Consider the following 25020-nt stretch of genomic DNA (forward strand, 5'->3'; position numbering starts at 1 on the left):
ATGTGGCTTTACTTAGGGATTGCTGCTTTACTCGTTGGAATCGACCAGTTGACGAAATGGATCGTCGTTCAAAACATGACGATCGGTCAAGCGATCACGGTCATTCCGGATTTCTTTTATCTAAACTCGTATCGAAATCGAGGCGCTGCGTGGGGAATGCTCGAAGGTAAATTCGGCTTTTTCTTCGTCGTTACAGTCGTCGTCGTCATTGGATTGATTTACTTCCTCTACAAGGAAGGCACGAAAAATAAGGTATTTGCTTGGAGCATCGCGTTATTGCTCAGTGGTGCGATCGGAAATTTCATTGATCGAATGGCACGAGGAGAAGTCGTTGATTTCTTCCACTTCTTCCCGTTCGGCTATAATTTTCCGATCTTTAATGTCGCAGACGTCTGTTTGACGTTTGGTGTCATCACGATGCTAATTAGCGTCATGTTCGAAGAACGGTTGACTAAGAAAGGAACGATGGATAAATGAATGAAGTAGAAACATGGTCCGTACAAGCGGATGGAGCGACAGGGCGCATTGATAAATGGCTCGCAGAACAAAACGATTGGTCGCGTTCGCAAGTACAGGAATGGTTGAAAGCGGGGCGCGTCGAAGTCGACGGTCGTGTCGTCAAACCGAACTATAAATTATCGGGAACGGAATCGATTGAGGTCCATATCCCGGAAGCAGTGGAACTCGAAATCTTGCCGGAAGACATCCCACTTGATGTAGTCTATGAAGATTCGGACGTCATCGTCGTCAACAAACCAAAAGGGATGGTCGTCCACCCGGCGGCAGGGCATGTCTCAGGAACGCTCGTCAACGCCTTATTACATCACTGTCAAGATCTCTCAGGCATAAATGGCGTCAAACGTCCAGGGATCGTTCACCGAATCGATAAGGATACGTCAGGTCTGTTGATGGTCGCTAAGAACGACTTAGCGCATGAATCACTTGCGCATCAATTAAAAGAGAAGACGACGGAACGTCTCTACATTGCGCTCGTGCACGGTGAAATCCCGCACGAACTCGGAACGATCGAAGCCCCAATCGGACGCGATAAGAACGACCGTCAACGAATGACGGTAACGGATAAGAATTCAAAGTCTGCCGTGACCCATTTCCGTGTTCTTGATCGGTACGAGGGCTTTACGGTCGTTGAATGTAAACTTGAAACAGGACGGACGCACCAAATCCGTGTCCATATGCGTTATATCGGTTTCCCGCTTGCTGGTGACCCGAAATATGGTCCACGCAAGACGATGAAAATGAATGGTCAAGCCTTGCATGCTGCGGTTCTCGGTTTCGAACATCCACGCACAGGTGAGTGGATGCGCTTTGAAGCACCGCTCCCAGAAGAGATGACATTTGAAATCGGTCAATTGAAAAAACTTGAATTAGAGTCTTGACGTTTTTCTAATAAAACGGTAGAGTATCACCTAGAGAGCGATGCGAGACATCCTCTACTGACACTTCGGTCGTCCGAGTGACGATCCTACCTAACTAGTATCACCTTTAATCGAGTCCGGAGAGGCTGCGAAAGGGAGAACCTACCACGATCGTGTGTAGGCATGCATACAATACGTATGCCATGATTCTGTCTTCGATGACCTTCTGCGGATTTCCGCAGAAGGTCTTTTGTATGAAAGGAGAAAACATGAAACCAGCCGTCATCTTAGATGAAGCTGCGATCGGACGTGCACTGACACGGATCGCCCATGAAATCATCGAACGTAACAAAGGAATTCATGATTTGATGATCGTCGGAATCAAGACGCGAGGCGAGACACTCGCTCGCCGACTTGCGAAGCGGATCGAACAAATCGAAGGAAAACCGGTCTTACTCGGTGTCGTCGACATCTCGATGTACCGGGATGACTTGTCGAAACGAAGTTTAGAACCAGAAATCAAAGGTTCTGATCTACCGGAAGACATCACCGGGAAAATCGTCGTCCTCGTTGACGACGTCCTCTACACAGGACGCACCGTTCGCGCCGCGATGGACGCGCTCGTCGATCACGGAAGACCGAGTATGATTCAACTCGCTGTCCTCGTCGACCGCGGACATCGGGAGTTACCGATTCGACCAGATTTCATCGGTAAGAACGTCCCGACATCCCGTGAGGAACAAGTCGTCGTCGCGCTCGCCGAAGTCGATGAAGCCGATCAAGTATTCATTAAACGCTAAAATTCAAAACCTTTAAGGTGGTCCAGAGAGACCAGAAAGGGAGTCATCTATATGGCAAAACATGCCGCAGTACTTGATGTACAAGAAGTACCTACTCACCCTCTAAATTGGCTGATGCTCAGCCTACAACACGTCTTCGCGATGTTTGGTGCGACCGTGCTCGTCCCGCTCTTAACGGGACTCAACACATCGGTCGCGCTCGTCGCAAGCGGAGTCGGCACACTGATTTTCCTCGCCGTCACCCGCTTCAAAGTACCCACATATCTTGGTTCGAGTTTTGCCTACATCGCCCCGATCATCGCCGTCAGTGAACGGTGGGGTGTCGAGGATGCCTTAATCGGCGGAATGGTCGCTGGACTCGTCTACGGACTCGTCTCACTTCTCATCCGCTACACAGGAGCTGCTTGGTTGCTTCGCTTACTCCCACCGGTCGTCATCGGACCGGTCATCATGGTCATCGGTCTATCGCTCGCCCCGACTGCTGTCAACATGGCGATGAACGGAGCGGACGGTAAGTACAACGGACTGTACTTCCTCGTCGCGATGGTCACGCTCGGCGTCACACTCCTTGCGATGACGTACTTAAAAGGAATGTGGAGTACGATTCCGATTTTGTTCGGGATCACGGTTGGTTATCTCGTTGCGGCATCGGTCGGAATCATTGACTTCACACCACTCCAACAAGCCACGTTGTTCCACGTGCCGGACTTCACGATTCCGTTCTTGAATTACACACCATCGTGGAATACAGCCGCCTTGCTTCTGATCGTTCCCGTGACGCTCGTCACACTGACGGAGCACATCGGCGAACAAAAAGTGACATCACGGATCATCGGGCGCGAGACGCTCCTCGATCCAGGGATGCACCGGACCGTACTGGGTGACGGGATCGCGAAGACAGTCGCGTCGATGCTTGGCGGACCACCGGTTACGACGTATGGTGAGAACAACGGTGTCATGTCAATCACACGTGTCTACAGTGTCTATGTCCTCGGTGGCGCGGCGGTTCTTGCGATCAGCTTCGGATTCCTCGGATACGTCGAAGGGTTCATCAAGACGATTCCGACACCGGTCATGGGTGGAATAAGTATCCTCTTGTTCGGAGTCATCGCGTCGAATGGTCTCCGGACGCTGACGGAAAGTAAGATCGATCTTGCTGATAAACGGAACTTGACGATTACAGCCGTCATTCTCGTCACAGGTATCGGAGGCGCGGCGCTTAAAATCGGCAACTTCTCTCTCGAAGGAATGGCACTAGCGACGATTCTTGGAATCATCCTGAATCTAGTTCTTCCGAAAACGACAGAGCAGGTCGAAGAAACAACGGAAACCTCTACAACTCAATCGGTAGCTAACAACTTTTAAGACGTTCCGAGAGAACGATAAAGTGAAGGCCATGAAAAGATGCAGGGAATCACTCTGCCTTCTTTCGGCGCACCTTCACTTAGAAGGTGCGCCTTTTTCATGACCTGAAGAGGAGTGAATGATATGAAGACGATCCTAAAAACCCGGCATTTCGTCAACCTAGAAAGTTTATCCACGACAGAAATTAATTCTTTGATTGAACGCAGTCTCGCTTTTAAACGAGGCGAGCCAGCGCCAGATTATTCCGATAAGACGCTTGTCAATCTGTTCTTTGAAAACTCGACTCGGACACGCTCTTCCTTTGAGATGGCAGAGCATCGTCTGAACATGCATCTACTGCCGTTCGAAACGGCGACTTCCTCCGTGCAAAAAGGAGAAACGTTACGCGATACATGCAAGACACTCGAAGCAATCGGCGCAGATGCTTTGGTCATTCGCCACGGAGCAACCGGATATTACGAAGAACTGATGCAGACACTCGATATTCCGATCATCAATGCGGGAGACGGGAGCGGTCAACATCCGTCCCAGTCCTTACTCGATTTGATGACGATCGTCGAAACGTTCGGAACGGTCGAAGGAAAAATCGTCGTCATCTGTGGAGACTTACAACATAGTCGCGTCGCCCGGTCGAACGCGGACATCTTAAAGCGACTCGGTGCCATCGTTTATGGATCAGGACCTATTGAGTGGTACGACCCTGCGATGGGCATACCGTATCTTCCGATGGATGAAGCCGTCGAGCAGTGCGACATCTTGATGTTACTGCGTGTCCAGCACGAACGACATGACGGGACGACGCGATTTGATCCAGCAGTTTACCACACAACGCACGGATTGACACATGAGCGGATGAACCGCCTGAAGCATTCCGCGATCGTGCTTCATCCGGCACCGGTCAATCGGGGAGTCGAGATTGCTGACGAACTGGTCGAACATCCGCGATCGCGGATTTTTGAACAGATGAAAAACGGTGTCTTTGCACGGATGGCAATTCTGGAATGGTGCTTTTCAACGAAATCAATCAAAGGAGACGATGCAGATGACAACACGAATTGAGAATGCGAGATGGTACGAGGCGGGACAAGTCCGAACTGGAGATATTCGGATTGAAGGCGGGAAAATCACGGATTTAGCAGCAACACCGCAAGCGAATGAAACAGTCATTGATGCGTCCAGCTTATTCGTCGCACCAGGATTCGTCGACATCCATGTCCACCTGCGGGAACCGGGTGGCGAACATAAGGAAACGATTGCGACCGGCACGGCAGCGGCGGCAGCGGGTGGATTCACGACGATTTGTCCGATGCCAAACACGCGCCCCGTACCAGACGATCGTCAAACACTTGATGCGTTGTTCCAAAAGATTGAAGAGACAGCGTCCGTTCGGGTTTTGCCTTACGCGGCGATTTCAAAAAATCAACTCGGACAAGAACTCGTCGCGTTCGACCAATTAACAGATGCTGTCGCCTTTACGGATGACGGTGTCGGCGTCCAGACGGCAGCAGTCATGCGGACAGCGATGCAACAAGCGGCACGCCTCGGGAAAACGGTCGTTGCCCACTGCGAAGATGATTCGCTAAAAGCAGGATGTGTGCACGAGGGAAACTACAGTCGACGAGAAGGACTACAAGGTATTCCGTCGCTTGCTGAGAGTATCCACATCGCACGTGATGTTCTGATCGCAGAAGAAACCGGCTGTCATTATCACGTCTGTCATGTCTCGACGAAAGAATCGGTCCGTGTCATCCGTGACGCGAAACGAGCAGGAATCCGGGTGACGGCAGAAGTCACACCGCACCATCTGGTGTTGATCGATGAAGACATACCGAATCAGGATCCGAACTTTAAAATGAATCCTCCCTTACGAAGTGAAGCAGATCGCCAAGCATTGCTCGAGGGGTTAGCGGACGGAACGATTGATTGCATCGCGACCGATCACGCTCCGCATGCGGCAGAAGAGAAGGCGCTCGGTATCGAACGCGCTCCGTTCGGCATCACAGGGTTCGAGACGGCCTTCCCACTCCTCTATACGAAGCTTGTTGCTGAAGGAGAGATGGCACTTGAGACACTGATTCGGAATTTGACGGACAAGGCAGCAGCCATCTTTGAACTTCCTTACGGGAAACTCGAAGTGGGGGCGGAAGCAGATCTAGTTTTGCTTGATCTAGAAACGGAGCGTACCGTATCACCGGAACGATTCCGCTCAAAAGGCAAGAACACACCGTTCGCAGGAGAACGGTTAAAAGGATTCCCGGTCATGACGCTCGTCAAGGGAGAAATCGTATTCAAGGAGGACACAGCACATGCGTAAACGGACACTGATACTAGAAGATGGGATGACGTTTGAAGGAACAGCATTTGGCTCAGATACGACAACAACAGGAGAAGTCGTCTTCCAGACCGGAATGACAGGGTATCAAGAAATGTTATCGGATCCATCTTACTGCGATCAGATGATCGTGTTGACGAACCCGTTGATCGGAAACTACGGGATTAACCGAGAAGATTATGAGACGACGCGTCCGCTCGCTAAAGCACTGATCGTACGTGAACATTGTCAGACGCCGTCGAATTTCCGGAGTGAGATGTCGCTCGATGCAGCACTTCAAGATCTTAATATTCCAGGATTAAGTGGAATCGATACGCGCCAATTGACACGGCATATCCGTTCGAAAGGTGTCATGCGTGGACGACTCGTTGACGGTGAGTTCGATTTAGCAGCAGAACTGGTTCATCTTCAAAACGCACCTATCGAGACGGATCAAGTCAAGCGAGCTTCAACGGAACGAGCGTACATCATTCCGGGTGCTGGACCGCGAATCGTTCTCGTCGATTTCGGTGCGAAGCTCGGAATCGTCCGCGAACTCGTCAAACGCGGCTGTGAAGTCGTCGTCGTGCCCTACGACGTCAGTGCAACGGAAGTCTTACGCTATCGTCCGGACGGTGTAATGCTATCGAACGGACCAGGGAATCCAAAGGATGTCCCAACGGCGATTCCGATGATTCAAGAATTGACGGGAAAAGTCGTCATCTTCGGCATCTGTCTCGGTCATCAGTTGATTGCACTAGCGCACGGGGCGGATACGTTCAAGCTCCCATTTGGTCACCGAGGGGCGAATCATCCAGTCCAAGATATCCGGACAGGTCGCGTCGATATCACGTCGCAAAACCACGGGTATGCCGTTGACGAACAGTCCTTACGCGATACCGTGCTTGAAGTGACGCATCTTGCGATCAACGACGGAACGGTCGAAGGAATCCGTCATACAACAGCAGCGGTCTTCTCCGTCCAGTACCATCCGGAAGCATCACCTGGTCCAATGGATGCGAACGGTCTATTCCAACAGTTTTTAGAAGAAATCACGAAACAACAGGAGGTCTCTCATGCCTAAACGTCAAGATATCCAGAAAATTCTCGTTATCGGGTCCGGTCCTATCGTGATCGGACAAGCAGCTGAATTCGACTACGCTGGAACACAAGCGTGTCAAGCCTTGAAGGAAGAAGGATATGAAGTCATCCTCGTCAACTCGAACCCAGCAACGATCATGACGGATCCAACGGTCGCTGATCGTGTCTACATCGAGCCCCTCCAAGCAGAGTTCGTCTCACGGATCATCCGCAAGGAACGTCCGGATGCCTTGCTTGCGACACTCGGAGGTCAAACGGGTCTGAACTTGGCTGTCGAACTGGATCGTCTCGGTGTCCTTGCTGAGTATGGTGTCGAGTTACTCGGTACGAAATTGTCAGCAATCGAAGAGGCAGAAGATCGTGATTTGTTCCGTCAACTGATGTTTAAACGCGGGCATGGTGTGCCGGACAGTGAAATCGTGCATACGCTCGAAGAGGCACAACAATTCCGGCAACAGATCGGTCTACCGATCATCATCCGTCCAGCGTATACGCTTGGAGGAACGGGCGGCGGAATCGCCCACACACCAGAAGAGTTCACGCGAATCGTCGAAGGGGGACTCAAGGCAAGTCCGGCAACACAAGTACTTCTAGAAAAATCAATTGCCGGGATGAAGGAAGTCGAGTTCGAAGTCATGCGCGATGCGACGAATCAGGCGATCATCGTCTGTGCGATGGAAAACTTCGATCCCGTCGGTGTTCATACTGGAGACTCGATCGTCTTCGCACCGACGCAAACGCTATCGGATCGCGATTATCAATTGCTACGAAACGTCTCGCTTGATATCATCCGTGCACTCGGGATCGAAGGTGGATGTAACATCCAGTTCGCACTGGATCCGACGAGCTTCGACTACTATGTCATCGAAGTCAATCCACGTGTCTCACGCTCGTCTGCACTCGCGTCAAAAGCAACTGGTTACCCAATCGCAAAACTGGCTGCGAAAATTGCCGTCGGGTATGCCTTATCCGAATTAAAGAACCCGATCACCGAGACAAGTTTTGCTTCCTTCGAACCGGCACTCGATTATGTCGTCGCCAAGATTCCGCGCTGGCCGTTCGATAAATTCGAAACGGCAGACCGGACACTCGGCACACAGATGAAAGCAACTGGTGAGGTCATGGCAATGGGACGGACGATGGAAGAGGCCTTACTAAAAGCCGTTCGTTCGCTCGAGATCGGTACAGCGGATCTGTATATGCCACGCTTCATCGAAATGGCAGACGATGCCTTACAACAAGCGATTCGCCAAGCGACCGACGATCGACTTTTCGCCTTGTACGCGGGCTTCGTCCGCGGTTACAGCGTCGAACAGATTCATGACTGGACGGCGATTGATCGTCTGTTCCTAGAGAAGTTGCACCATATTTGGCAGCTCGAGCAATCAGTCGCAGCTGGTTTGACACCTGAACTACTCCTGCATGTGAAGCGGTATGGATTCAGTGACCCGATGCTCGCCCGAATCACAGGACAAACGGAAACGGAAATTCGCCGGATGCGTGAAGCACAAGCGATTCATCCGGTTTATAAGATGGTCGATACGTGTGCGGCAGAGTTCGCGTCCGATACGCCGTACTACTACGGAACATACGAACGTGAAAATGAAGCCATCGCGACGAACCGTTCTTCGATTCTCGTCTTAGGATCAGGTCCGATTCGGATTGGTCAAGGCGTCGAGTTCGATTATGCGACAGTCCATTCGATTCAAGCGATTCGACAAGCCGGATATGAAGCAATCATCGTCAACAACAATCCGGAAACGGTGTCGACCGACTTCTCGATTTCCGATCGACTCTACTTTGAACCATTGACGACGGAGGATGTCCTTGAAGTCATCCGAAATGAACGTCCGCTCGGTGTCATCGTCCAGTTCGGTGGACAGACGGCGATCAACTTAGCCGAGTCATTAGCAGCAGAAGGTGTAAAAATCCTCGGGACATCGCTTGAGGATCTCGACCGGGCTGAGGACCGGAAACAGTTCGAAGCAGCATTGACGGCGCTCGACATTCCACAGCCACCAGGTAAAACGGCCGTGACAGTCGAAGAAGCGGTCACGGCAGCAGCGTCACTCGGTTACCCGGTTCTCGTTCGTCCATCGTACGTCCTCGGCGGTCGGGCAATGGAAATCGTCTATGCTCAAGAAGAACTGGAACATTACATGAAACACGCGGTCATCGCCTCACCGGAACGACCGGTCCTCGTTGACCGCTACCTGACAGGAATCGAACTCGAGGTCGACGCGATCTGCGACGGAACGGATGTCGTCATTCCAGGCATCATGGAGCACATCGAACGTGCCGGTGTTCACTCGGGTGACTCGATTGGTGTCTATCCGCCACAACGTGTCTCCCAAGACATCAAGAACCGGATCGTCGACTACACGACACGGATTGCGAAAGCATTCGGCATCAAAGGCTTACTCAACATCCAGTTCGTCTACGCGGACGGCGCTCTCTATGTCCTTGAAGTCAATCCGCGTGCTAGCCGGACGGTGCCATTCATCTCGAAAGTGACGGGACTTCCGGTCGCGCGTCTCGCAACGGACATCATTCTCGGTGAGACACTTGCTTCATATGGATTAACAAGTGGTGTTCTACCGGAAGAACCACTCGTCTCGGTCAAAGTACCAGTCTTCTCATTTGCGAAGCTTAAAGAAGTTGATCCGACACTCGGACCGGAAATGAAATCAACCGGTGAAGTCATTGGAACGGACCGGACGCTCGAAAAAGCGCTCTATAAAGGGTTGCTCGCATCAGGGATGGCGATTCCAGAGCACGGTCGTGTCCTCTTGACAGTCGCAGATCCAGATAAAGCAGAAATGACGGATCTCGCACGACGCTTTGCCTCACTTGGATTCACGTTACTTGCAACGGAAGGAACGGCAGCCTACTTGACGGAGCAAGGATTACCGGTCCAGACGGTCGGCAAAATCGACTCGTCTTCCGAATCGATGCTCGACGTGATTGAAAAAGGGGAGATTGAATACGTCATCAATACGATGAGTCGGGACTCGCAAGTCACGAAAGATGGCTTCATCATTCGTCGGGCAGCAGCCGAGAATCAAGTCGTCTGTCTGACATCACTCGATACGGCGGAAGCAATTCTTCGTGTCATCGAAAGTCGCTCGTTTGAAGCCAGTGCGATCCAAGCCTTCACACACGAAAAGAAAGTGGTGATCCAATGAAGCAACTCTTGACGGTCGTCTCTCGACGAACGGTAGCTCAAGGTGCGACAGAACTCGTCTGTCGCCTCGAGCAACCTCAGGACATCGCGCCAGGGCGATTCATGCATCTTCGCGTCGGTCCACTCTTACGCCGACCGATCTCGATTGCCCGGGTCGATCATGATCTGATCACGTTTCTCTTTAAAGAAATCGGACAAGGAACAGCAGAACTGGCTTCTTTGCGTCCGGATGATACGATCGATGCCCTCGGACCGCTTGGAAACGGGTTTCCGATTGCCGCTATCCATCCAACTCAACGCGTCGTCCTCGTTGGTGGGGGAATCGGTGTCCCACCGCTGTATGAGACGATGCGCCAACTTGTCGCCCGGGGTGTGACATGTGAAGCGATTCTAGGATTCGATACGGCAACAAGCGTTTTTTACGAAGCGGAATTTCAAGCACTCGGTAAGACGACGGTCACGACCGTCGATGGGACGCATGGTATTGCAGGATTCGTCACGGCAGCCTTACGTCCAGAAAGCTACGACGTCCTACTCGCCTGCGGACCGGAACCGATGTTGCGAACGTTACAGCAACAACCGATCGAACATAAGTATCTGTCGATCGAAAACCGAATGGGGTGCGGTATCGGAGCATGCTTTGCCTGTGTCTGTAAAACACCTAAGGGCGGGTACGTTAAGACATGTTCCGATGGTCCAGTCTTTCGGGCAGAGGAGGTCGTATTATGACAGAACGATTGCGTGTCGAGTTGCCGGGACTCTCTTTAAAAAATCCGATCATGCCAGCATCCGGATGTTTTGGATTCGGTGAGGAATATGCGAAGTTATATGATTTATCAGAGCTTGGGGCGATCATGATTAAAGCAGCGACGGGTGAAGAACGCTACGGAAACCCGACGCCACGTGTCGCAGAGAGTGGGATGGGGATGTTGAATGCAATCGGTCTCCAAAATCCGGGTGTCGATGGCATCTTAATGAATAAATTGCCATTCCTCGAGACGTTCGATACGGCGATCATCGCCAATGTCGCAGGTTCGACACCGGAAGAATATGAGCTCGTCGCGGAGAAAATGAGTCAGCATCCAGGCATTCATGCACTGGAATTAAACATTTCCTGTCCGAACGTCAAATCGGGGGGGATTCAATTCGGAACGGATCCGTTGCTTGCCGCTGAGTTGACACGACGTGTGAAACGGGTCTCGACTAAACCGGTCTACGTCAAACTATCACCGAACGTCACTTCGATCGTCGAGATGGCGCGTGCCGTCGAAGCAGCTGGTGCAGACGGTCTGACGATGATCAATACACTCGTCGGGATGCGAATCGATGTCCGGACGGGGGAGCCAATCCTTGCGAACCGTATCGGTGGATTATCGGGTCCGTCGATCAAACCGGTCGCGATTCGGATGATTCATGATGTCGCGCAAGTCGTTTCGATCCCGATCATCGGTATGGGTGGCGTGATGGAGGTCGATGACGTCCTCGAAATGATTTACGCCGGGGCTTCGGCTGTTGCCGTCGGTACCGCAAACTTCGTCAATCCATACATCTGTCAAGAATTGATTCAGCAGTTACCAGAACGGATGGACGAACTTGGCATCGATCATATTTTAGACATCAGGGGGAAAGCATATGAATCAACTTTACATCGCGCTTGATTTTCCGACCGAAGCAGAAGTCTTTTCGTTTCTCGAACGGTTCGAAGAGACACGACCTGCCGTGAAAATCGGGATGGAATTGTTTTATGCAGCAGGCGGAACTTTCGTCCGAAAACTCGTCGAGCGTGGACACGCGGTATTCCTCGATGTCAAAGTCCACGACATTCCAGAAACGGCACGCCGGACGATGCGGATCATCGGACAATTAGGCGTCGAACTGACGAACGTCCATGTTGCTGGTGGAAAAGAGATGATGATCGCGGCGCGAGAAGGACTGCGTGAGACGAACGCCGAGACACAACTGATTGGCGTGACTCAGTTGACATCGACGGATGAAGCGATGTTACGCGATTTAAAGATTGAAGGAGCGATGCCGGCAGTCGTTCGTGAATATGCGCAACTCGCAGAAGCAGCAGGACTAGATGGTATCGTCTGTTCAGCACTCGATCTTCCGGAACTAGTTTCAGCTTGTCGGACAGATTTTCGGTTCGTCACACCCGGCATTCGTCCGACGAACAGTCAAGCGGATGATCAAAAGCGGGTCGCGACCGTTCTTGACGCTCGTCAAAATGGAGCGACGGATTTAGTGATCGGTCGTCCGATTACGCGTGCAGAACATCCAGAACAGATCTATCTGATGTTACTTGAACAATGGAAGGGGCAATTCTCATGGTAAATCCAATCGCTAGTGCGTTACTCCGTATTGAAGCCGTCACCTTATCGCCAAACGATCCATACACATGGGCAAGTGGACTTCGTTCACCGATTTATTGTGATAATCGTTTGACGCTCTCGTACCCAGAAGTTCGTTCCTTGATTGCAGATGCACTCGCTGAGAAAGTGAAGGGACTTGCAGTCGATGTGATTGCTGGAACTGCGACGGCAGGTATTCCACACGCAGCATTCGTCGCGGAACGACTAGGATTACCGATGGTCTACGTACGTAGTGGCAACAAGAAACACGGTAAAGGGAATCAAATCGAAGGTGTCATTCAACCTGGACAACGTGTCGTCGTCATCGAAGACTTATTATCGACGGGGATGTCAGCAATCGAAGCGGCGGAAGCTCTGCAAGCGAAGGGAGCAAATGTCATTCGCATTCAAGCGATCTTCTCGTACGGGATGGAGCGCTTGTCAAACAATCTCCGCGACGCAAAGATCGAAGCGGATGCATTACTGACGTTCGAAGCGTTACTCGAAACCGCACAACAACAAGGCGATATTACTATAGAAGAGCAAAAACAGTTGGCGGATTGGTCGAAAGATCCAGTCGCTTGGAGCGAACGTTTTACAGCGAACGTCTAAAATCGATAGATTCCGTCGGACGCCCTACGATTTCTAGTGAATGTTTTGGTACACTAGAAAAATAAAGGAGGTCGTCGACTATGGTGACGCATTATCGTGATTATGAACAGTTCAAAAAGGTCGTCCTCCCGTTTTTGCTTGAACGTCCGGATACCCATCAGTTGATTCTTGGCATATTAGAACGTGGGGATGAACCGCTCTTGATGGCAACGGCACAAGAAGGCGATCATCGTCTCGTCATATTGCAAACGATACCGGAGCAAGCCATCGTCGCAGGGGATGTGTTCTCGCAAGAAGGAATCCGAAAGCTTGCCAGAATTTTGGATAGTCCAGGATTCGTCGGAGAACAGGCTATCTTAGCGCCGCTGTTACTCCCACATTCCATGTATGAGGTACATATGGAACAGGGGATGTATGCATTGACGAAGGTCGAGATGCCGCAGGTTCCGAAAAATGTCGTCTTCCGACCGATTTCGGACGATGAAAGACAACAAGCCTTAGCATTTGCGTCCGGATTTTTATATGAAGTTGAAACGCGACCTTCTGAGCGACAGCTTACGCAACTCCATCAGTCGATGACGCGACACATCCACCAAGGAAGCTTGTTCGGACTGTTTCGTGGAGATACGCTTGTCGCGATGGCAGCAGCGACGCGTCCGACGCAAACGGGGATTACGATTTCTTACGTCTATACGCCGAAAGAACTGCGTGGAAATGGGTATGCCTCTTATCTTGTCGCCAAACTATCTGAACATCTACTACAGTCTTATCCGGTCGTGACGCTCTACACTGATTGGTCGAATCAAACAGCGAATAAGATCTATCAGCATGTCGGTTTCGAGTTAGTCGGACGATCCTTACATATCAAGAAACAAGACCGCTACCGGTAAGTATCGAGTTTCTTGTTTCGATGTCTAGACATTGATATGCACAACAACAGCCGATCATCCTGTTATCTAAGGACGATCGGCTGTTTCATGTCAAACTGAGAAATCAATTGAATGTAGCGATGATTTTACCACGGACGTGGCGTTCAGATATACGTTGCAATCCTTTGACGATGTCAGCTGCTGGAATCTCTTCTGTAACGAGTGGATCGAGTTCTTTCGCTGCGACGAGTTTTAATAACTCGCTTGCCATATGACCGAGGTTTCGGATCGCACGGTCATCTTCGCTGGCATAAGCAGCCGCGAGTGCCACTTCATGAATCGAAGGGGAGAGCGTGAACGGCTTGACGACCGACTGATCGGGACCACCGGCGATGAAGGAGAGTTGCCCCGAGAAGGCAAGACGTCCGAGATCCGCTGTTGCTTCATCTCGACCGACCGTATTGAAAATCAAGTCAGCACCGCGACCGTTCGTCCAATCGCGAATGACATCCGTGACATTTTCTTTTTTGTAGTCGATGGCAAGATCGGCACCGAGTCGCTTGACCCACTCATGGTTTTCTGTCGAAGCAGTCGTCGCGACCTTAAGACCAAGGCGTTTTGCGAGTTGAATGCCGATGCCACCGACACCACCTGCACCAGCATGGATAAGGATCGTTTCTTTCCCTGTCGTGTTCATCTTCTGAACGATGGCTTCATAGGCAGTCATTCCTGCGCAAAGAATCGCAGCGGCTTCAGCGAATGAGACGTCTTCCGGAATCAGGGCGAGGGCACGTGTATCGACGAGTGCATATTCAGCAAAAGCGCCATCGCGTTGCAGGTTCGTATGAATCGCTACACGATCGCCGATTTTTACTTCTGCGCCGGGACCGATTTGTTCGACGACACCAGCTAGATCGACGCCTGGAATATGCGGAAACGTCCAAGCTGGATTGTTGGTCGCCTTATAGTCGACGGGATTCAGCGCGACGGTCTTGACGCGAATCAAGGCTTGACCTTCTCCTGGCGTCGGCGTCTCGACCTCTTCGAATGTCCATTGATCAATGGCTGTACCTGAGTGATTTAACCATGCTTTCATGTTTAATACGCTCCTTCCGAATATGTGAGTTCATACGAGTGAGAGTAGATTTCAACGAGGTTACCGAATGGATCCTCACAGTAGACCATTCGATACGGCTTGTCTCCCGGATAGTATTCGCGGATTGGCATCCGTTGTTTGCCACCATGGGCAACGATTTTTTCGACGAGTCCTTCGACGTCTGGATCTTGAATCGCATAATGGAAGATGCCCGTTTTCCAGAATTCGAAGTTGTTTTCGGGTTGTTCATTGTTCGGGAACTCGAACAACTCGATTCCGATGCGGTCACCTGTCGCCATGTGAGCAATCCGGAACTTGTTCCACCCTGCACCAAAGACATCCGTACACATGACACCGATGGCAGAATCATCTTCGAGGACATCAGATGGTTCCATGATGATATACCAGCCCATCACCTCTTGATAAAAACGGACGGCTTCGTCGAGATTCGGCACGGAAAGACCGATGTGTGAAAAATTACGTGGATACGTCATGCTTAACACTCCTTTTGCAAAATGATTTACGCATACTCTAACTTACGCTACACTCGATTGCATAGTACGCACTTTGAAGTAACTACTGCGGAGGAGAGAACAACATGTCGACAGAACAATTTCCGGTCAATCGGGCGCTCGCTATCATCGGCGGAAAATGGCGTCCACAATTATATTGCACGTTAGAGAACGGTCCGAAACGTTTTTTAGAGTTACAACGTGCCATTCCCGGGATTTCTCGGAAAGTCTTGACCGATCAGTTAAAAGAACTTGAACGACTCGGAATGATCGAGCGGATTGAGTATGATGAAGCCGTCTTACACGTCGAATACAAATTGACAGAGGCGGCATTTACACTGCAACCGGCCATGAAAGGTTTATGCGCGTGGGGGGAAGGGAATCAATTATCCGAATCCTAAACGAGAGGCAGTGACACTCATGAAATTGACTTATCACGGACAATCGACAGTAACAATCGAGACGAACGGGCATCATCTCGTCATCGATCCATTCTTTAGCGGTAACGAAAAAGCGACGACGAATCCAGATGACGTCAAGGCAGATTTTATTTTGTTAACCCATGCCCATGCCGATCATATGCTTGATGCGGAACGTATCGCAAAAGCCACGGGGGCGACAATCATTGCTACTCATGAACTGGCGACGTATCTGAGTTTCAAAGGGCTCAACGTTCATCCGATGAATCTCGGCGGACAGTTTGAATTCCCGTTTGGTAAAGTGAAGATGACACAGGCATTCCACTCGTCGAGCATCATCGATGAGGAAAAACAGACGATTACGTATATGGGGATGCCGGCTGGATTCCTGCTGACGATCGAAGGCAAAGAAATCTATCATGCAGGTGATACGGCACTGTTCGGGGATTTGGCCCTTTATGGCGCCCATCACGAAATCGATTTAGCCTTCTTACCGATTGGTGATAACTTCACGATGGGTCCGGATGATGCGTTGATCGCTGCAGATATGTTGCAAGCGAAAGTCGTCGTACCAATCCACTACGATACATTTGATTTAATCAAACAAGATGCGAACGCATTCTGTGAAAAGATTGAAGCGCAAGGTCAAACTGGTCATCCACTTGCGATCGGCGAGTCACTCGAATTATAATCCGTTCTTAAGCAAAGGAGAGGAAACGTCAATGTTCCTCTCCTTTTTGTCGATTATTGTTCTGGAATGTCAGTGGTTCATCCGATGACGCTTCCTTCTTCCGCCCGATGGCGAAACGGTGAACTTCTTCTATGATAAGAAGGGGGCTGTTGACAGCCGATTCAGATATTCGGAATAATGGTAGACATGAGATGGAGGGGCTGACATGGAAGAGCATAACAGTAGGAGTGTGCGGAAACGAAAACAATCGTCGTTCACACGCTTAAAAAATAAACAAAAACAAAAGATGGATGCACGATTGAACCGGATTGGAGAAAAAGGACCAGTGAAGCGACCGCTTTATTTATACGGTGGTGTCATTCTCGGACTTGTCGTCATCTATTCGATCACATTGCTCGTCTCAACGGAATTGTTATCACGAGGCGAAACATTCAAAACGACGAATCGCTATAAATCTCTCGCCATCGAGGCGCCGCACGCAACGGTACAATTCGTTCGAAGCACAGATGGAAACGTCCAAATCAAGCTCGTCGATAGTGCGTCGAGTGGCAAACGACTGAAAATCAGTACATCGACGAATACGGTGACGGTGACAGGACGAGATGGTTGGCTGTCACGACTTGGCAATCGTCCGAGCGAAAAAACAGCAGACTATACGATTCAAGTGGGACTACCAAGTTATATGAACCGTGTCGATGTCGATGCTGGAACACTTAAAGGAATGGGCATCTACGCAAAAACGATCGAGATGGACGGAGAAGCGATGAGTCTCGATAAAGTAAAAGGTGATGAGATTACACTGAATGCTACACGTGCGATTTCCGTCAAGGAAATGGATGCCGTCCATGCGCAGGTGACAGGCGAGAGTGTCTCGCTGGCAGACTATATGGCGAAGTTGAGTCTTGACGTCACGACGATTGACGGCGCGACGAAGCTAAAACCAAATAAAGCAGCCGGTACGATCACGATTGATACGGGAGGCGATATTAAAGCCTCTGACCGATATACGAAACAAAAGAATAAGGATGAGACGATTTATGAACTGTCGAAACAAGAAAAACCGGAAGTGACAGTCAATAGTGAAGTCGGGCAGGTGACGCTCGAGTGAAATTAAAGTTTCGGATTGGACTTCGGACGATCAAGACCGGCATCGCGGTAGCTCTTGCACTCAGTATCTCTTGGTATGTATTTGATATTTATTCAGGAATGGGGGCTGTCGCAGCCATCGTTGCGATGCAACCGACGATCCATCGTTCATTTAAAATCGTCTTCAATCGGATTTTCGGAACGGTACTCGGACTGATGTGTGGACTCGCGATCGTTGCGACGCTTGGTGCCAATCCACTGACGATCGGACTTGCCGTCGTCGTCTCGCTCGTCCTCAATTCGATGATTGGACGAACGGATATGTCGACGTTCGCTGCCTTTGCGATCGTCTTGATGTTCGAGAGCCCGACCGCCGACTATGTCCACTATGCCTTATCACGATCGTTGCTGACCGTCGTCGGTGTGTTATCTGCCGTCCTCGTCAATTACATCGTCTTCCCACCACATTATGAAGACCGCTTACTCTTGCTCGTCAAAAAAACGACGCAACAGTTGATGGAAGATTGGCGAAGCCTTGTGCAAGATGATGGACGCTTGCTTGCCGTCCGTAAACAAATCCTCAAACATGAGGAAATGATGTTGATGCTTCAAGAGGATCAAAAATATCCACTAGTGGCGAGCGGTCAAAGTGAAGCGTTCATTCGACTGAAGGAGCTTGTCGATCTTGAAGACAAGTTGCTCGTCTTGCTTGAAAGCATTGCCAGTCATCGGGATATCCCGATGACAGAAGAACAGGAAAAGACGCTTGGTCAGGAAATTGATTTCTTACTCAGCCATCATTACGATGTCATCTTCTCCCACGAACGAAAACAGGCGATGTTCTCATTCGATCAAGAATTAAGCGAGGCGAAGGATATCATTCATGGGCATTTGCTCGATTACCGGGAACAGTTAGAAAAAATGAAGTGAAGATGAAAAAGCGCTGTTTCTCCTAAGTAACACTTAGGAAAAACAGCGCTTTTTTGTGTAGCGTCATTGACGTAAGGATTGGACGACATCTGGATCAGGTGTGACGTAAAGAGTCGTTTGATCCGTGTAGATGACGAATCCGGGCTTTGCACCACTCGGTTTTTTGACATAACGTAGTTCTGTGAAGTCGACCGGGACTTGGCTCGACTCACGTGCCTTCGAGAAATAAGCCGCGACGATCGCTGCTTCCTTCAACGTCGTCTCGTCCGGTGCATCACTTTGAATGATGACGTGCGATCCCGGGATATCCTTCGTGTGTAACCACGTATCGGACCTGCGTCCGAACTTGAACGTCGCGTAATCATTTTGTTTATTGTTCTTTCCGACGAAGAATGGAAGACCAGTCGAAGAACGGTATTCTTCGAGTTGTGGGAGCTGCGGTTTCTTTTTCTTCTTTTGTCGTTCGCGCAGATAACCTTCTTCGACGAGTTCCTCGCGCATTTCCCGGATGTCTTCCGGGGATGCGACATCGAGTTGCGCAAGTAAGCCTTCGAAGTACGCAATCTCAGCTTGGTTCTTCTCGAGCTGACGCGCGACTTCGACTTTGGCGGTTTTTAATTTGTTATACCGTTTGTAATAACGTTGCGCGTTCTCATTCGGCGAGAAACGAGGATCAAGCGTGATCGTGATTTCAGCACCATCTGGGTCATAGTAATCGACGACGGTCGCTTCCTTCATCCCGCGTTCGAGCTGATAAAGATAGGTCGTCAGCAGTTCCCCTTTATGTTTCCACTCATCCATCCGTAACGTCGCTTCTAAATCTTTTTCGAGTTTTGAGCGCTTTAAGATATTCTTATCGTACTCGCTCTTGATGAACCGTTCGAGATCGGCTGCTTGTTGTTTGACGCGATCGCGGTTTGCTTTTTGATGGAAGAAGGCGTCGAGGACTTGACCACTCGTCTCGAACGTCTTCTCGTCGATGATGGATCCTTCCGTTAGCCGGACCGGCGCGAAGCGTTCCTTACCACCTTCCATCCGTTGTAAGACATAAGGACCATCGAGTTCCTTCAGGACATCTTGAAAGGCAGATGCAAGATTCGTCCGGTTGGCGAGACCTGCCCGTGTGACGACTTCCTTTGCAATTTGCGGAGATAGACCACTGAAGAGACCAAGTAACTGTCGATCGAGTTTCCCAGCGTTCCAGTCGATTCGGTGAAGGGTCTTTTCGATATCTCCCGTAAGCGGATCCACTTTATCCTGTGCCGGCGGAAGCTGGTATGTCATCCCTGGCATGATCGTCCGGAAGGTATTTTGACTGAGTGGCAAGTGTTTGATCGCATCGAGGATCTTATCTTGTCCATCGGTCAAAATGATGTTCGAGTGACGTCCCATCAACTCGACATAGATTTTTTTCGCCTCCTCATCACCGAGTTCGTTCCGGGACCGGACGCGTAAGACGATGATTCGGTCACGTTCGAGTTGTTCGATTGATTCGATGAACCCACCTTCGACATGTTTGCGGAGCATCATACAGAAGAGTGGGGGTTCACTCGGGTTGCTGACCGCTTCCGACGTAATGTGCATCCGTGCATACATGGCATTCGCAGAGGCGAGCAACAATACGTTTTTTCGCTCAGCCCGGACCTGGAATACTAAATCCAATGTATACGGTTGGTATACCTTATTGATCCGTCCTCCGACGAGCGGTTGGAGTTCTTCGACGACGCGTGTCGTCATCAATCCGTCAAAAGCCATACGATTACCTTCTTTCTTGATTTCGTTCTCACTTTCTAAAGGTAACAGAAATGGCATCGTTATGGTATGATAAAGCAGTCGAGCTAAAAAAGATGACTTGCGAACTTCCCGTCTCTACTGCTAATATGAAACAATGTGAAGTTTGTGAGATGGAGGGGTTTTGAAGTGATTTTCAAAGAGCGTGGCTTATTACTCGTATTATCTGGTCCAAGTGGTGTCGGAAAGGGAACGGTCTGTCGTGCTTTGCGCGAAGATCAGGATAATGATCTGCATTACTCGGTATCCTGTACGACGCGCCAACCGCGCGAAGGAGAAATAGATGGTGTTCACTATTTCTTTAAATCGCGTGAAGAATTCGAAGAGATGATTGCGAACAATCAACTCTTGGAATATGCTGAATTCGTAGGGAATTATTATGGAACACCTGTCGAATGGGTGAACCAGATCCTAGATGAAGGAAAAGACGTCATTCTCGAAATCGAAGTTCAAGGGGCCATGCAGGTCAAAGAACATTTTCCAGAAGCTGTCTTCTTATTCCTTGCACCTCCAAGCCTCCAAGAATTACGGAACCGCCTCGTAGGGCGTGGAACGGAATCAGAGGAAGTCATCAAGCAACGTCTTCTCGTCGCTAAAGAAGAGATTGAGATGATGGATGCGTATGACTATGTCGTGACGAACGACGAAATTCATAAAGCCTGTGATCGAATTCAAGCAATCGTCACAGCGGAACATTGCAGTCGGGAACGTGTCGCGTCCCTATATAAAAAAGCCATGGAGGTTAAGTGATATGTTATATCCATCAGTTGATAAGCTTCAAAAGAAAGTGCCATCGAAATATACGATCGTTACAGTTGCCGCTAAGCGTGCGCGTCAAATCCAAGACGGGAAACGCGTGAGAGTCACGAACCCAAAATCGCATAAACCGGTCGGGAAAGCTTTAGAAGAGCTTTATTTCGAAGAAGTATCCGTCACGAACCAACCGCAAGACTAATTTTGAAGCAGCCACTTGTCATCGTGGCTGTTTTTTTCAATAAGGAGGACACCTACATGTTAACCAACCGAAACATTCTACTGTGTGTCGGCGGTGGAATCGCTTCCTATAAATCAGCAGCACTCGCTTCCAAACTCGTTCAAGCAGGCGCACACGTTCAAGTCGCGATGACGCGTAATGCGCAACAATTCGTCGGTAAGACGACGTTTGAAGCACTGACGCGAAAAGCGGTCTATGACAATGTCTTCATCGAGCATGATCCGTCAAAAATCGCCCATATCGATTTAGCGGACGAAGCGGACTTAATCGTCGTCGCACCAGCGACCGCGAACTTGATTGCAAAACTCGCGCACGGGATCGCAGATGACTTCATTACGACGACGATCCTTGCAGCAACGTGTCCCGTCATCGTCGCACCGGCGATGAATGTCAACATGCTCGAACATCCGGCGACAGTCCGCAATATCGAACAACTCAAGCAGGACGGTGTCCAGGTGATTGCACCGGGAGTCGGAAATCTCGCATGTGGTTGGGTCGGGAAAGGTCGTTTACCCGAACCGGAAGACTTAGTCGCAACACTCTCAACCTTCTTTGAAGATAAGTATCTAGCCGGGCGAAAAGTCTTGATCAGTGCAGGTCCGACCGTTGAACGGATTGATCCGGTCCGTTACTTGACGAATGACTCTTCAGGAAAGACAGGCATTGCACTTGCGGAAGCAGCAAGAGACGCAGGAGCAGATGTCACGCTCGTACACGGGCCCCTTCGGATCGGACTACCGGCTGGCATCGAAACGATTGCCGTCGAGTCGGGAGAAGAGATGCTCGAAGCCATGTTACGTGACTATGAGACGCAAGACATCGTCATCATGTCCGCTGCCGTAGCTGACTATCGACCGTCTGTCCAGTACGATCAGAAGCAGAAGAAAATTCACGGACCATTGCGGATTGAACTCGAGGAGACGACGGATATTCTGAAGACGCTCGGTGAGCAGAAAGAACATCAGGTATTAGTTGGATTTGCAGCGGAGACGACGGACGTCGAGACGTTCGCGAAACAGAAACTCGTCCGAAAGAAAGCGGATTTCATTGTCGCGAATGATGTCTCTCGTTCTGACATCGGATTTGTCAGCGACGAAAATGAGGTCGTCGTTTTTGGGAAGAATGATTCCGTCACGCGATACGATCAACAATTGAAATCGACGCTCGCTAAAGCGCTCATGCGCCAATTTGCGGAGGCATTGGCATGATAGCTGAAGTCATCGTCGATGTCGCAGCGGCCACCGTCGATCGTCCGTTTGATTATACCGTGCCGGAACTCTGGCAGGAGCTGATTGTTCCCGGAATGCGCGTAGAGGTTCCGTTCGGTCCACGTGCGTTGCTTGGGATCGTCGTCGGAACGAAAGCAACCTCTGATTTGACGAACGTCAAATCGATTGTTCGTGTCTTAGATGAGACGCCGACCTATACGCAAGAATTACTGGAGCTGTCGGCTTATCTATCAGAAACGACCTTGTGTTTTCAGGCGACGGCGTTGCTTGCGATGCTGCCGGCTGCCTTAAAGGTGAGTTATGATAAACTGGTCATAGTCGAGTCGGGCCCACTTCGGGCATATCATGGTAAGAAAATGAGTCAATTACCAACGGAAGTCCAACAAATCATCTTAACAGCGGCGAAACAAGCTGACGTGACGCTTCAACCGGTCATTCGCGAGAAAAAGACGTCAAAGACGGATAAACGGATTCGTCTACTAGAGGAACAGGCAACTTTTACGAAACAAGCGAGTCAACAAGCGGCACTGTATGCGTATATCCAAGAATTTTCGAATGCGCTTTGGAGTGAAATCAAGCAGGCGACGGGCGCAACGAGCGCGACGTTGAACGCCCTCGAGAAAAAAAGCATCATTGAAGTCGAGACGATTGATGTACGGCGAAATCCTTACGAACATCTCGTCCAAGACATCTTTGTGCCGTCCTCTTTGACGGAAAAGCAACAGGAAGCTGTCTCGGCGATTACGGCTGAAGCTGAGACCGGAACGTTTTTGTTACATGGCGTAACAGGAAGCGGTAAGACGGAAGTCTATCTTGAATCGATTCATGCACAACTCGAACGCGGTAGACAAGCGATCTTGCTCGTCCCTGAAATCAGTCTGACACCGATGATGGTCAAACGGTTCAAACGTCGTTTCGGAGAACGGGTCGCTGTCCTGCATAGCGGTCTATCGCTCGGAGAAAAGTATGATGAGTGGCGCAAAATCGCTCAAGGCGAGGTCGATGTCGTCGTCGGTGCACGGTCCGCCGTGTTTGCGCCGCTGACGAATATCGGAATCATCATTCTCGATGAAGAACATGAAACAACCTATAAACAAGAAGAGAATCCGCGCTATCATACGCGTGATGTTGCAAAATGGCGAGCGGCCTATCATCGTTGTCCCGTCGTGCTCGGAAGTGCAACGCCATTACTTGAGACGTATGCGCGGGCACAAAAAGGGGTCTATCGTTACTTACCGCTTCGCGAACGATTCGGTGGGGAACTGCCTCCGGTCGACATCGTTGATATGCGTAAAGAACTTGAACGGGGCAATCGGACTCCGTTCAGCCTCGCGCTCGTCGAAGGTATCAAAGAACGAATCGAGCGTGGGGAACAGACGGTATTACTTTTGAACCGTCGTGGGTACACGACATTCGTCTTATGTCGGGATTGCGGGGAGACGCTTCAATGTCCGCATTGTGCCGTCAATTTAACGTATCATCAACATGAAGATCGCTTGAAGTGCCACTATTGTGGATTCGAGGCGGCGATGCCGAAAACTTGTCCGTCCTGTGAATCGACGAAGATTCGTCAGTTCGGAACGGGGACGCAAAAGATCGAGGAAGAGTTGGCGCATTTGATTCCGGAAGCACGGATTATTCGGATGGATCAAGATACGACGTCTCGTAAAGGCGCACACGAGAAGTTACTCGATGCCTTCGAGCGTAAGGAAGGGAACATTCTTCTCGGGACACAGATGATCGCAAAAGGTCTCGACTTTCCAAATGTCACGCTCGTAGGGGTGCTCGCTGCTGATGCGACGCTCGGCATTCCGGATTTTCGGGCAAGTGAGCGAACGTTCCAGTTGATCACGCAAGTGTCGGGTCGTGCCGGGCGGGGGCAACTCGCCGGACAGTCGATCATCCAGACCTATAATCCTGAGCACTACGTCATTCAGACGGCGAAACAGCATGATTACGAAACGTTCTATAAGCGGGAGATGCAGTTGCGCAAACTCGGGGGACACCCTCCATTCTGGTTCCTTGGCTTGGTCACGGTCTCGGCGACACATCCACTCGAAGCACAAGCAGAAGCGCAACAGATTGCTTCCGAGCTGCGGGCTTTCGAATCGGAGGACTTAGTCGTCAATGGACCGTTCGATGCGCCACTTGCTCGACTGAAGAATATGTACCGACAACAGGTCTTAATTAAACATAAAGGGCAGGAAGATGTCCGGACACATCTCCGTGATATCTTAGCCCGTCGTCAAAAATCAAAAACACAAGTCGCGATCGACTTGAATCCATTTGTATTCATGTGAGGT

Annotated in this window: 24 protein-coding genes; 21 read left to right on the top strand and 3 right to left on the bottom strand. The window is 50.3% G+C overall.

Translation table 11 applies throughout. From position 1 onward, the window contains the following. The 13 genes from lspA (at position 1) to KNQ14_RS04255 (ending at position 13990) form a co-directional block, all read left to right on the top strand. Positions 1–477: a signal peptidase II gene (gene lspA, locus KNQ14_RS04195; RefSeq protein ID WP_214859730.1), complete on the top strand. Its 477-nt coding sequence runs from the start codon at positions 1–3 to the stop codon at positions 475–477. Then, a complete protein-coding gene (locus tag KNQ14_RS04200) occupies positions 474–1397 on the top strand; it encodes an RluA family pseudouridine synthase (RefSeq protein WP_035396726.1) in 924 nt (307 codons plus the stop codon). Before lspA ends, KNQ14_RS04200 begins: the two co-directional genes overlap by 4 nt. A gap of 248 nt (positions 1398–1645) precedes the next feature. After that, entirely contained in the window at positions 1646–2176 is a 531-nt protein-coding gene (pyrR, locus tag KNQ14_RS04205) for a bifunctional pyr operon transcriptional regulator/uracil phosphoribosyltransferase PyrR (protein WP_035396895.1), read from the top strand. A 51-nt stretch (positions 2177–2227) separates the two neighbouring features. Continuing rightward, positions 2228–3541 carry a uracil-xanthine permease family protein gene (locus tag KNQ14_RS04210; protein ID WP_064299618.1) on the top strand — a complete coding sequence of 438 codons (1314 nt, stop codon included), beginning with the start codon at positions 2228–2230 and terminating at the stop codon, positions 3539–3541. Positions 3542–3664: 123 nt separating this feature from the next. Continuing rightward, the gene (locus KNQ14_RS04215; protein ID WP_214859732.1) at positions 3665–4600 is read left to right on the top strand and encodes an aspartate carbamoyltransferase catalytic subunit; all 936 of its coding nucleotides are present in this window, start codon (positions 3665–3667) and stop codon (positions 4598–4600) included. After that, positions 4584–5855, top strand: coding sequence for a dihydroorotase (locus KNQ14_RS04220; RefSeq protein ID WP_214859734.1), 1272 nt, complete (start codon positions 4584–4586; stop codon positions 5853–5855). The genes KNQ14_RS04215 and KNQ14_RS04220 overlap by 17 nt, the downstream gene beginning before the upstream one ends. Next, a complete protein-coding gene (locus KNQ14_RS04225; protein ID WP_058704457.1) occupies positions 5848–6936 on the top strand; it encodes a carbamoyl phosphate synthase small subunit in 1089 nt (362 codons plus the stop codon). The genes KNQ14_RS04220 and KNQ14_RS04225 overlap by 8 nt, the downstream gene beginning before the upstream one ends. Next, positions 6929–10138: a carbamoyl-phosphate synthase large subunit gene (gene carB / locus KNQ14_RS04230; RefSeq protein WP_214859742.1), complete on the top strand. Its 3210-nt coding sequence runs from the start codon at positions 6929–6931 to the stop codon at positions 10136–10138. The genes KNQ14_RS04225 and carB overlap by 8 nt, the downstream gene beginning before the upstream one ends. After that, a complete protein-coding gene (locus KNQ14_RS04235; RefSeq protein WP_214859744.1) occupies positions 10135–10866 on the top strand; it encodes an iron-sulfur cluster-binding protein in 732 nt (243 codons plus the stop codon). Before carB ends, KNQ14_RS04235 begins: the two co-directional genes overlap by 4 nt. Continuing rightward, positions 10863–11795, top strand: a complete 933-nt coding sequence (locus KNQ14_RS04240; RefSeq protein WP_214858044.1) for a dihydroorotate dehydrogenase — start codon at positions 10863–10865, stop codon at positions 11793–11795. Before KNQ14_RS04235 ends, KNQ14_RS04240 begins: the two co-directional genes overlap by 4 nt. Further along, positions 11770–12471 (top strand): orotidine-5'-phosphate decarboxylase, encoded by a 702-nt coding sequence (gene pyrF, locus KNQ14_RS04245; RefSeq protein ID WP_064299625.1) that lies wholly within the window; start codon positions 11770–11772, stop codon positions 12469–12471. Before KNQ14_RS04240 ends, pyrF begins: the two co-directional genes overlap by 26 nt. Beyond that, positions 12465–13100 (top strand): orotate phosphoribosyltransferase, encoded by a 636-nt coding sequence (gene pyrE / locus KNQ14_RS04250; RefSeq protein ID WP_214858042.1) that lies wholly within the window; start codon positions 12465–12467, stop codon positions 13098–13100. The genes pyrF and pyrE overlap by 7 nt, the downstream gene beginning before the upstream one ends. 80 nt (positions 13101–13180) lie before the next feature. Then, positions 13181–13990, top strand: coding sequence for a GNAT family N-acetyltransferase (locus KNQ14_RS04255; protein ID WP_214858041.1), 810 nt, complete (start codon positions 13181–13183; stop codon positions 13988–13990). Between the two features lie 103 nt (positions 13991–14093). Here KNQ14_RS04255 and KNQ14_RS04260 read toward each other — a convergent pair whose 3' ends face one another. Both KNQ14_RS04260 and KNQ14_RS04265 read right to left on the bottom strand, forming a co-directional pair. Further along, positions 14094–15065, bottom strand: coding sequence for a zinc-binding dehydrogenase (locus KNQ14_RS04260; RefSeq protein ID WP_214859746.1), 972 nt, complete (start codon positions 15063–15065; stop codon positions 14094–14096). A 2-nt stretch (positions 15066–15067) separates the two neighbouring features. After that, positions 15068–15559, bottom strand: a complete 492-nt coding sequence (locus tag KNQ14_RS04265) for a lactoylglutathione lyase family protein (protein WP_023468778.1) — start codon at positions 15557–15559, stop codon at positions 15068–15070. 104 nt (positions 15560–15663) lie between these two features. On the opposite strand from KNQ14_RS04265, the gene KNQ14_RS04270 reads away from it, so the two are divergent. From KNQ14_RS04270 to KNQ14_RS04285, 4 genes are all read left to right on the top strand, one after another. Continuing rightward, positions 15664–15978 (top strand): winged helix-turn-helix transcriptional regulator, encoded by a 315-nt coding sequence (locus tag KNQ14_RS04270; protein ID WP_023468777.1) that lies wholly within the window; start codon positions 15664–15666, stop codon positions 15976–15978. A 19-nt stretch (positions 15979–15997) separates the two neighbouring features. Continuing rightward, complete coding sequence (locus KNQ14_RS04275) at positions 15998–16687, top strand: metal-dependent hydrolase (RefSeq protein ID WP_214859748.1); 690 nt, start codon at positions 15998–16000, stop codon at positions 16685–16687. Positions 16688–16892: 205 nt separating this feature from the next. Beyond that, complete coding sequence (locus tag KNQ14_RS04280) at positions 16893–17795, top strand: DUF4097 family beta strand repeat-containing protein (protein ID WP_050677515.1); 903 nt, start codon at positions 16893–16895, stop codon at positions 17793–17795. Further along, the gene (locus KNQ14_RS04285) at positions 17792–18703 is read left to right on the top strand and encodes an FUSC family protein (protein WP_050677514.1); all 912 of its coding nucleotides are present in this window, start codon (positions 17792–17794) and stop codon (positions 18701–18703) included. Before KNQ14_RS04280 ends, KNQ14_RS04285 begins: the two co-directional genes overlap by 4 nt. Before the next feature lie 63 nt (positions 18704–18766). Here the strand turns inward: KNQ14_RS04285 and KNQ14_RS04290 are convergent, their stop codons facing one another. Beyond that, positions 18767–20458 (bottom strand): Rqc2 family fibronectin-binding protein, encoded by a 1692-nt coding sequence (locus KNQ14_RS04290; protein WP_050677513.1) that lies wholly within the window; start codon positions 20456–20458, stop codon positions 18767–18769. Between the two features lie 168 nt (positions 20459–20626). Between KNQ14_RS04290 and gmk the strand changes: the two genes are divergently transcribed. Genes gmk through priA form a run of 4 tightly spaced genes read left to right on the top strand, consistent with a single transcriptional unit; the run spans position 20627 to position 25017 of the window. Then, positions 20627–21244 (top strand): guanylate kinase, encoded by a 618-nt coding sequence (gene gmk / locus KNQ14_RS04295; protein ID WP_197484513.1) that lies wholly within the window; start codon positions 20627–20629, stop codon positions 21242–21244. A 1-nt stretch (position 21245) separates the two neighbouring features. Further along, entirely contained in the window at positions 21246–21449 is a 204-nt protein-coding gene (gene rpoZ, locus KNQ14_RS04300; RefSeq protein WP_023468770.1) for a DNA-directed RNA polymerase subunit omega, read from the top strand. A gap of 56 nt (positions 21450–21505) precedes the next feature. After that, on the top strand, positions 21506–22696 hold the full coding sequence (gene coaBC, locus KNQ14_RS04305; protein WP_214859757.1) for a bifunctional phosphopantothenoylcysteine decarboxylase/phosphopantothenate--cysteine ligase CoaBC: 1191 nt from the start codon (positions 21506–21508) through the stop codon (positions 22694–22696). Then, on the top strand, positions 22693–25017 hold the full coding sequence (gene priA, locus KNQ14_RS04310) for a primosomal protein N' (RefSeq protein WP_214859759.1): 2325 nt from the start codon (positions 22693–22695) through the stop codon (positions 25015–25017). Before coaBC ends, priA begins: the two co-directional genes overlap by 4 nt. Positions 25018–25020: the final 3 nt, after the last annotated feature.

This window comes from Exiguobacterium sp. s161 (assembly GCF_018619045.1).
Taxonomy (GTDB): Bacteria; Bacillota; Bacilli; order Exiguobacteriales; family Exiguobacteriaceae; genus Exiguobacterium_A; species Exiguobacterium_A indicum.

Bases quoted from the DNA above. Each gene is read 5' to 3' on its own strand.
- KNQ14_RS04290 (WP_050677513.1), bottom strand. From the start codon at position 20,458: ATGGCTTTTGACGGATTGATGACGACACGCGTCGTCGAAGAACTCCAA.
- KNQ14_RS04265 (WP_023468778.1), bottom strand. From the start codon at position 15,559: ATGACGTATCCACGTAATTTTTCACACATCGGTCTTTCCGTGCCGAAT.
- KNQ14_RS04255 (WP_214858041.1), top strand. From the start codon at position 13,181: ATGGTGACGCATTATCGTGATTATGAACAGTTCAAAAAGGTCGTCCTC.
- rpoZ (WP_023468770.1), top strand. From the start codon at position 21,246: ATGTTATATCCATCAGTTGATAAGCTTCAAAAGAAAGTGCCATCGAAA.
- lspA (WP_214859730.1), top strand. From the start codon at position 1: ATGTGGCTTTACTTAGGGATTGCTGCTTTACTCGTTGGAATCGACCAG.
- KNQ14_RS04210 (WP_064299618.1), top strand. From the start codon at position 2,228: ATGGCAAAACATGCCGCAGTACTTGATGTACAAGAAGTACCTACTCAC.
- KNQ14_RS04220 (WP_214859734.1), top strand. From the start codon at position 4,584: ATGACAACACGAATTGAGAATGCGAGATGGTACGAGGCGGGACAAGTC.
- KNQ14_RS04270 (WP_023468777.1), top strand. From the start codon at position 15,664: ATGTCGACAGAACAATTTCCGGTCAATCGGGCGCTCGCTATCATCGGC.
- carB (WP_214859742.1), top strand. From the start codon at position 6,929: ATGCCTAAACGTCAAGATATCCAGAAAATTCTCGTTATCGGGTCCGGT.
- KNQ14_RS04215 (WP_214859732.1), top strand. From the start codon at position 3,665: ATGAAGACGATCCTAAAAACCCGGCATTTCGTCAACCTAGAAAGTTTA.
- pyrR (WP_035396895.1), top strand. From the start codon at position 1,646: ATGAAACCAGCCGTCATCTTAGATGAAGCTGCGATCGGACGTGCACTG.
- KNQ14_RS04280 (WP_050677515.1), top strand. From the start codon at position 16,893: ATGGAAGAGCATAACAGTAGGAGTGTGCGGAAACGAAAACAATCGTCG.
- KNQ14_RS04240 (WP_214858044.1), top strand. From the start codon at position 10,863: ATGACAGAACGATTGCGTGTCGAGTTGCCGGGACTCTCTTTAAAAAAT.
- KNQ14_RS04260 (WP_214859746.1), bottom strand. From the start codon at position 15,065: ATGAAAGCATGGTTAAATCACTCAGGTACAGCCATTGATCAATGGACA.
- coaBC (WP_214859757.1), top strand. From the start codon at position 21,506: ATGTTAACCAACCGAAACATTCTACTGTGTGTCGGCGGTGGAATCGCT.
- KNQ14_RS04225 (WP_058704457.1), top strand. From the start codon at position 5,848: ATGCGTAAACGGACACTGATACTAGAAGATGGGATGACGTTTGAAGGA.
- KNQ14_RS04200 (WP_035396726.1), top strand. From the start codon at position 474: ATGAATGAAGTAGAAACATGGTCCGTACAAGCGGATGGAGCGACAGGG.
- pyrE (WP_214858042.1), top strand. From the start codon at position 12,465: ATGGTAAATCCAATCGCTAGTGCGTTACTCCGTATTGAAGCCGTCACC.
- KNQ14_RS04275 (WP_214859748.1), top strand. From the start codon at position 15,998: ATGAAATTGACTTATCACGGACAATCGACAGTAACAATCGAGACGAAC.
- pyrF (WP_064299625.1), top strand. From the start codon at position 11,770: ATGAATCAACTTTACATCGCGCTTGATTTTCCGACCGAAGCAGAAGTC.
- priA (WP_214859759.1), top strand. From the start codon at position 22,693: ATGATAGCTGAAGTCATCGTCGATGTCGCAGCGGCCACCGTCGATCGT.
- KNQ14_RS04235 (WP_214859744.1), top strand. From the start codon at position 10,135: ATGAAGCAACTCTTGACGGTCGTCTCTCGACGAACGGTAGCTCAAGGT.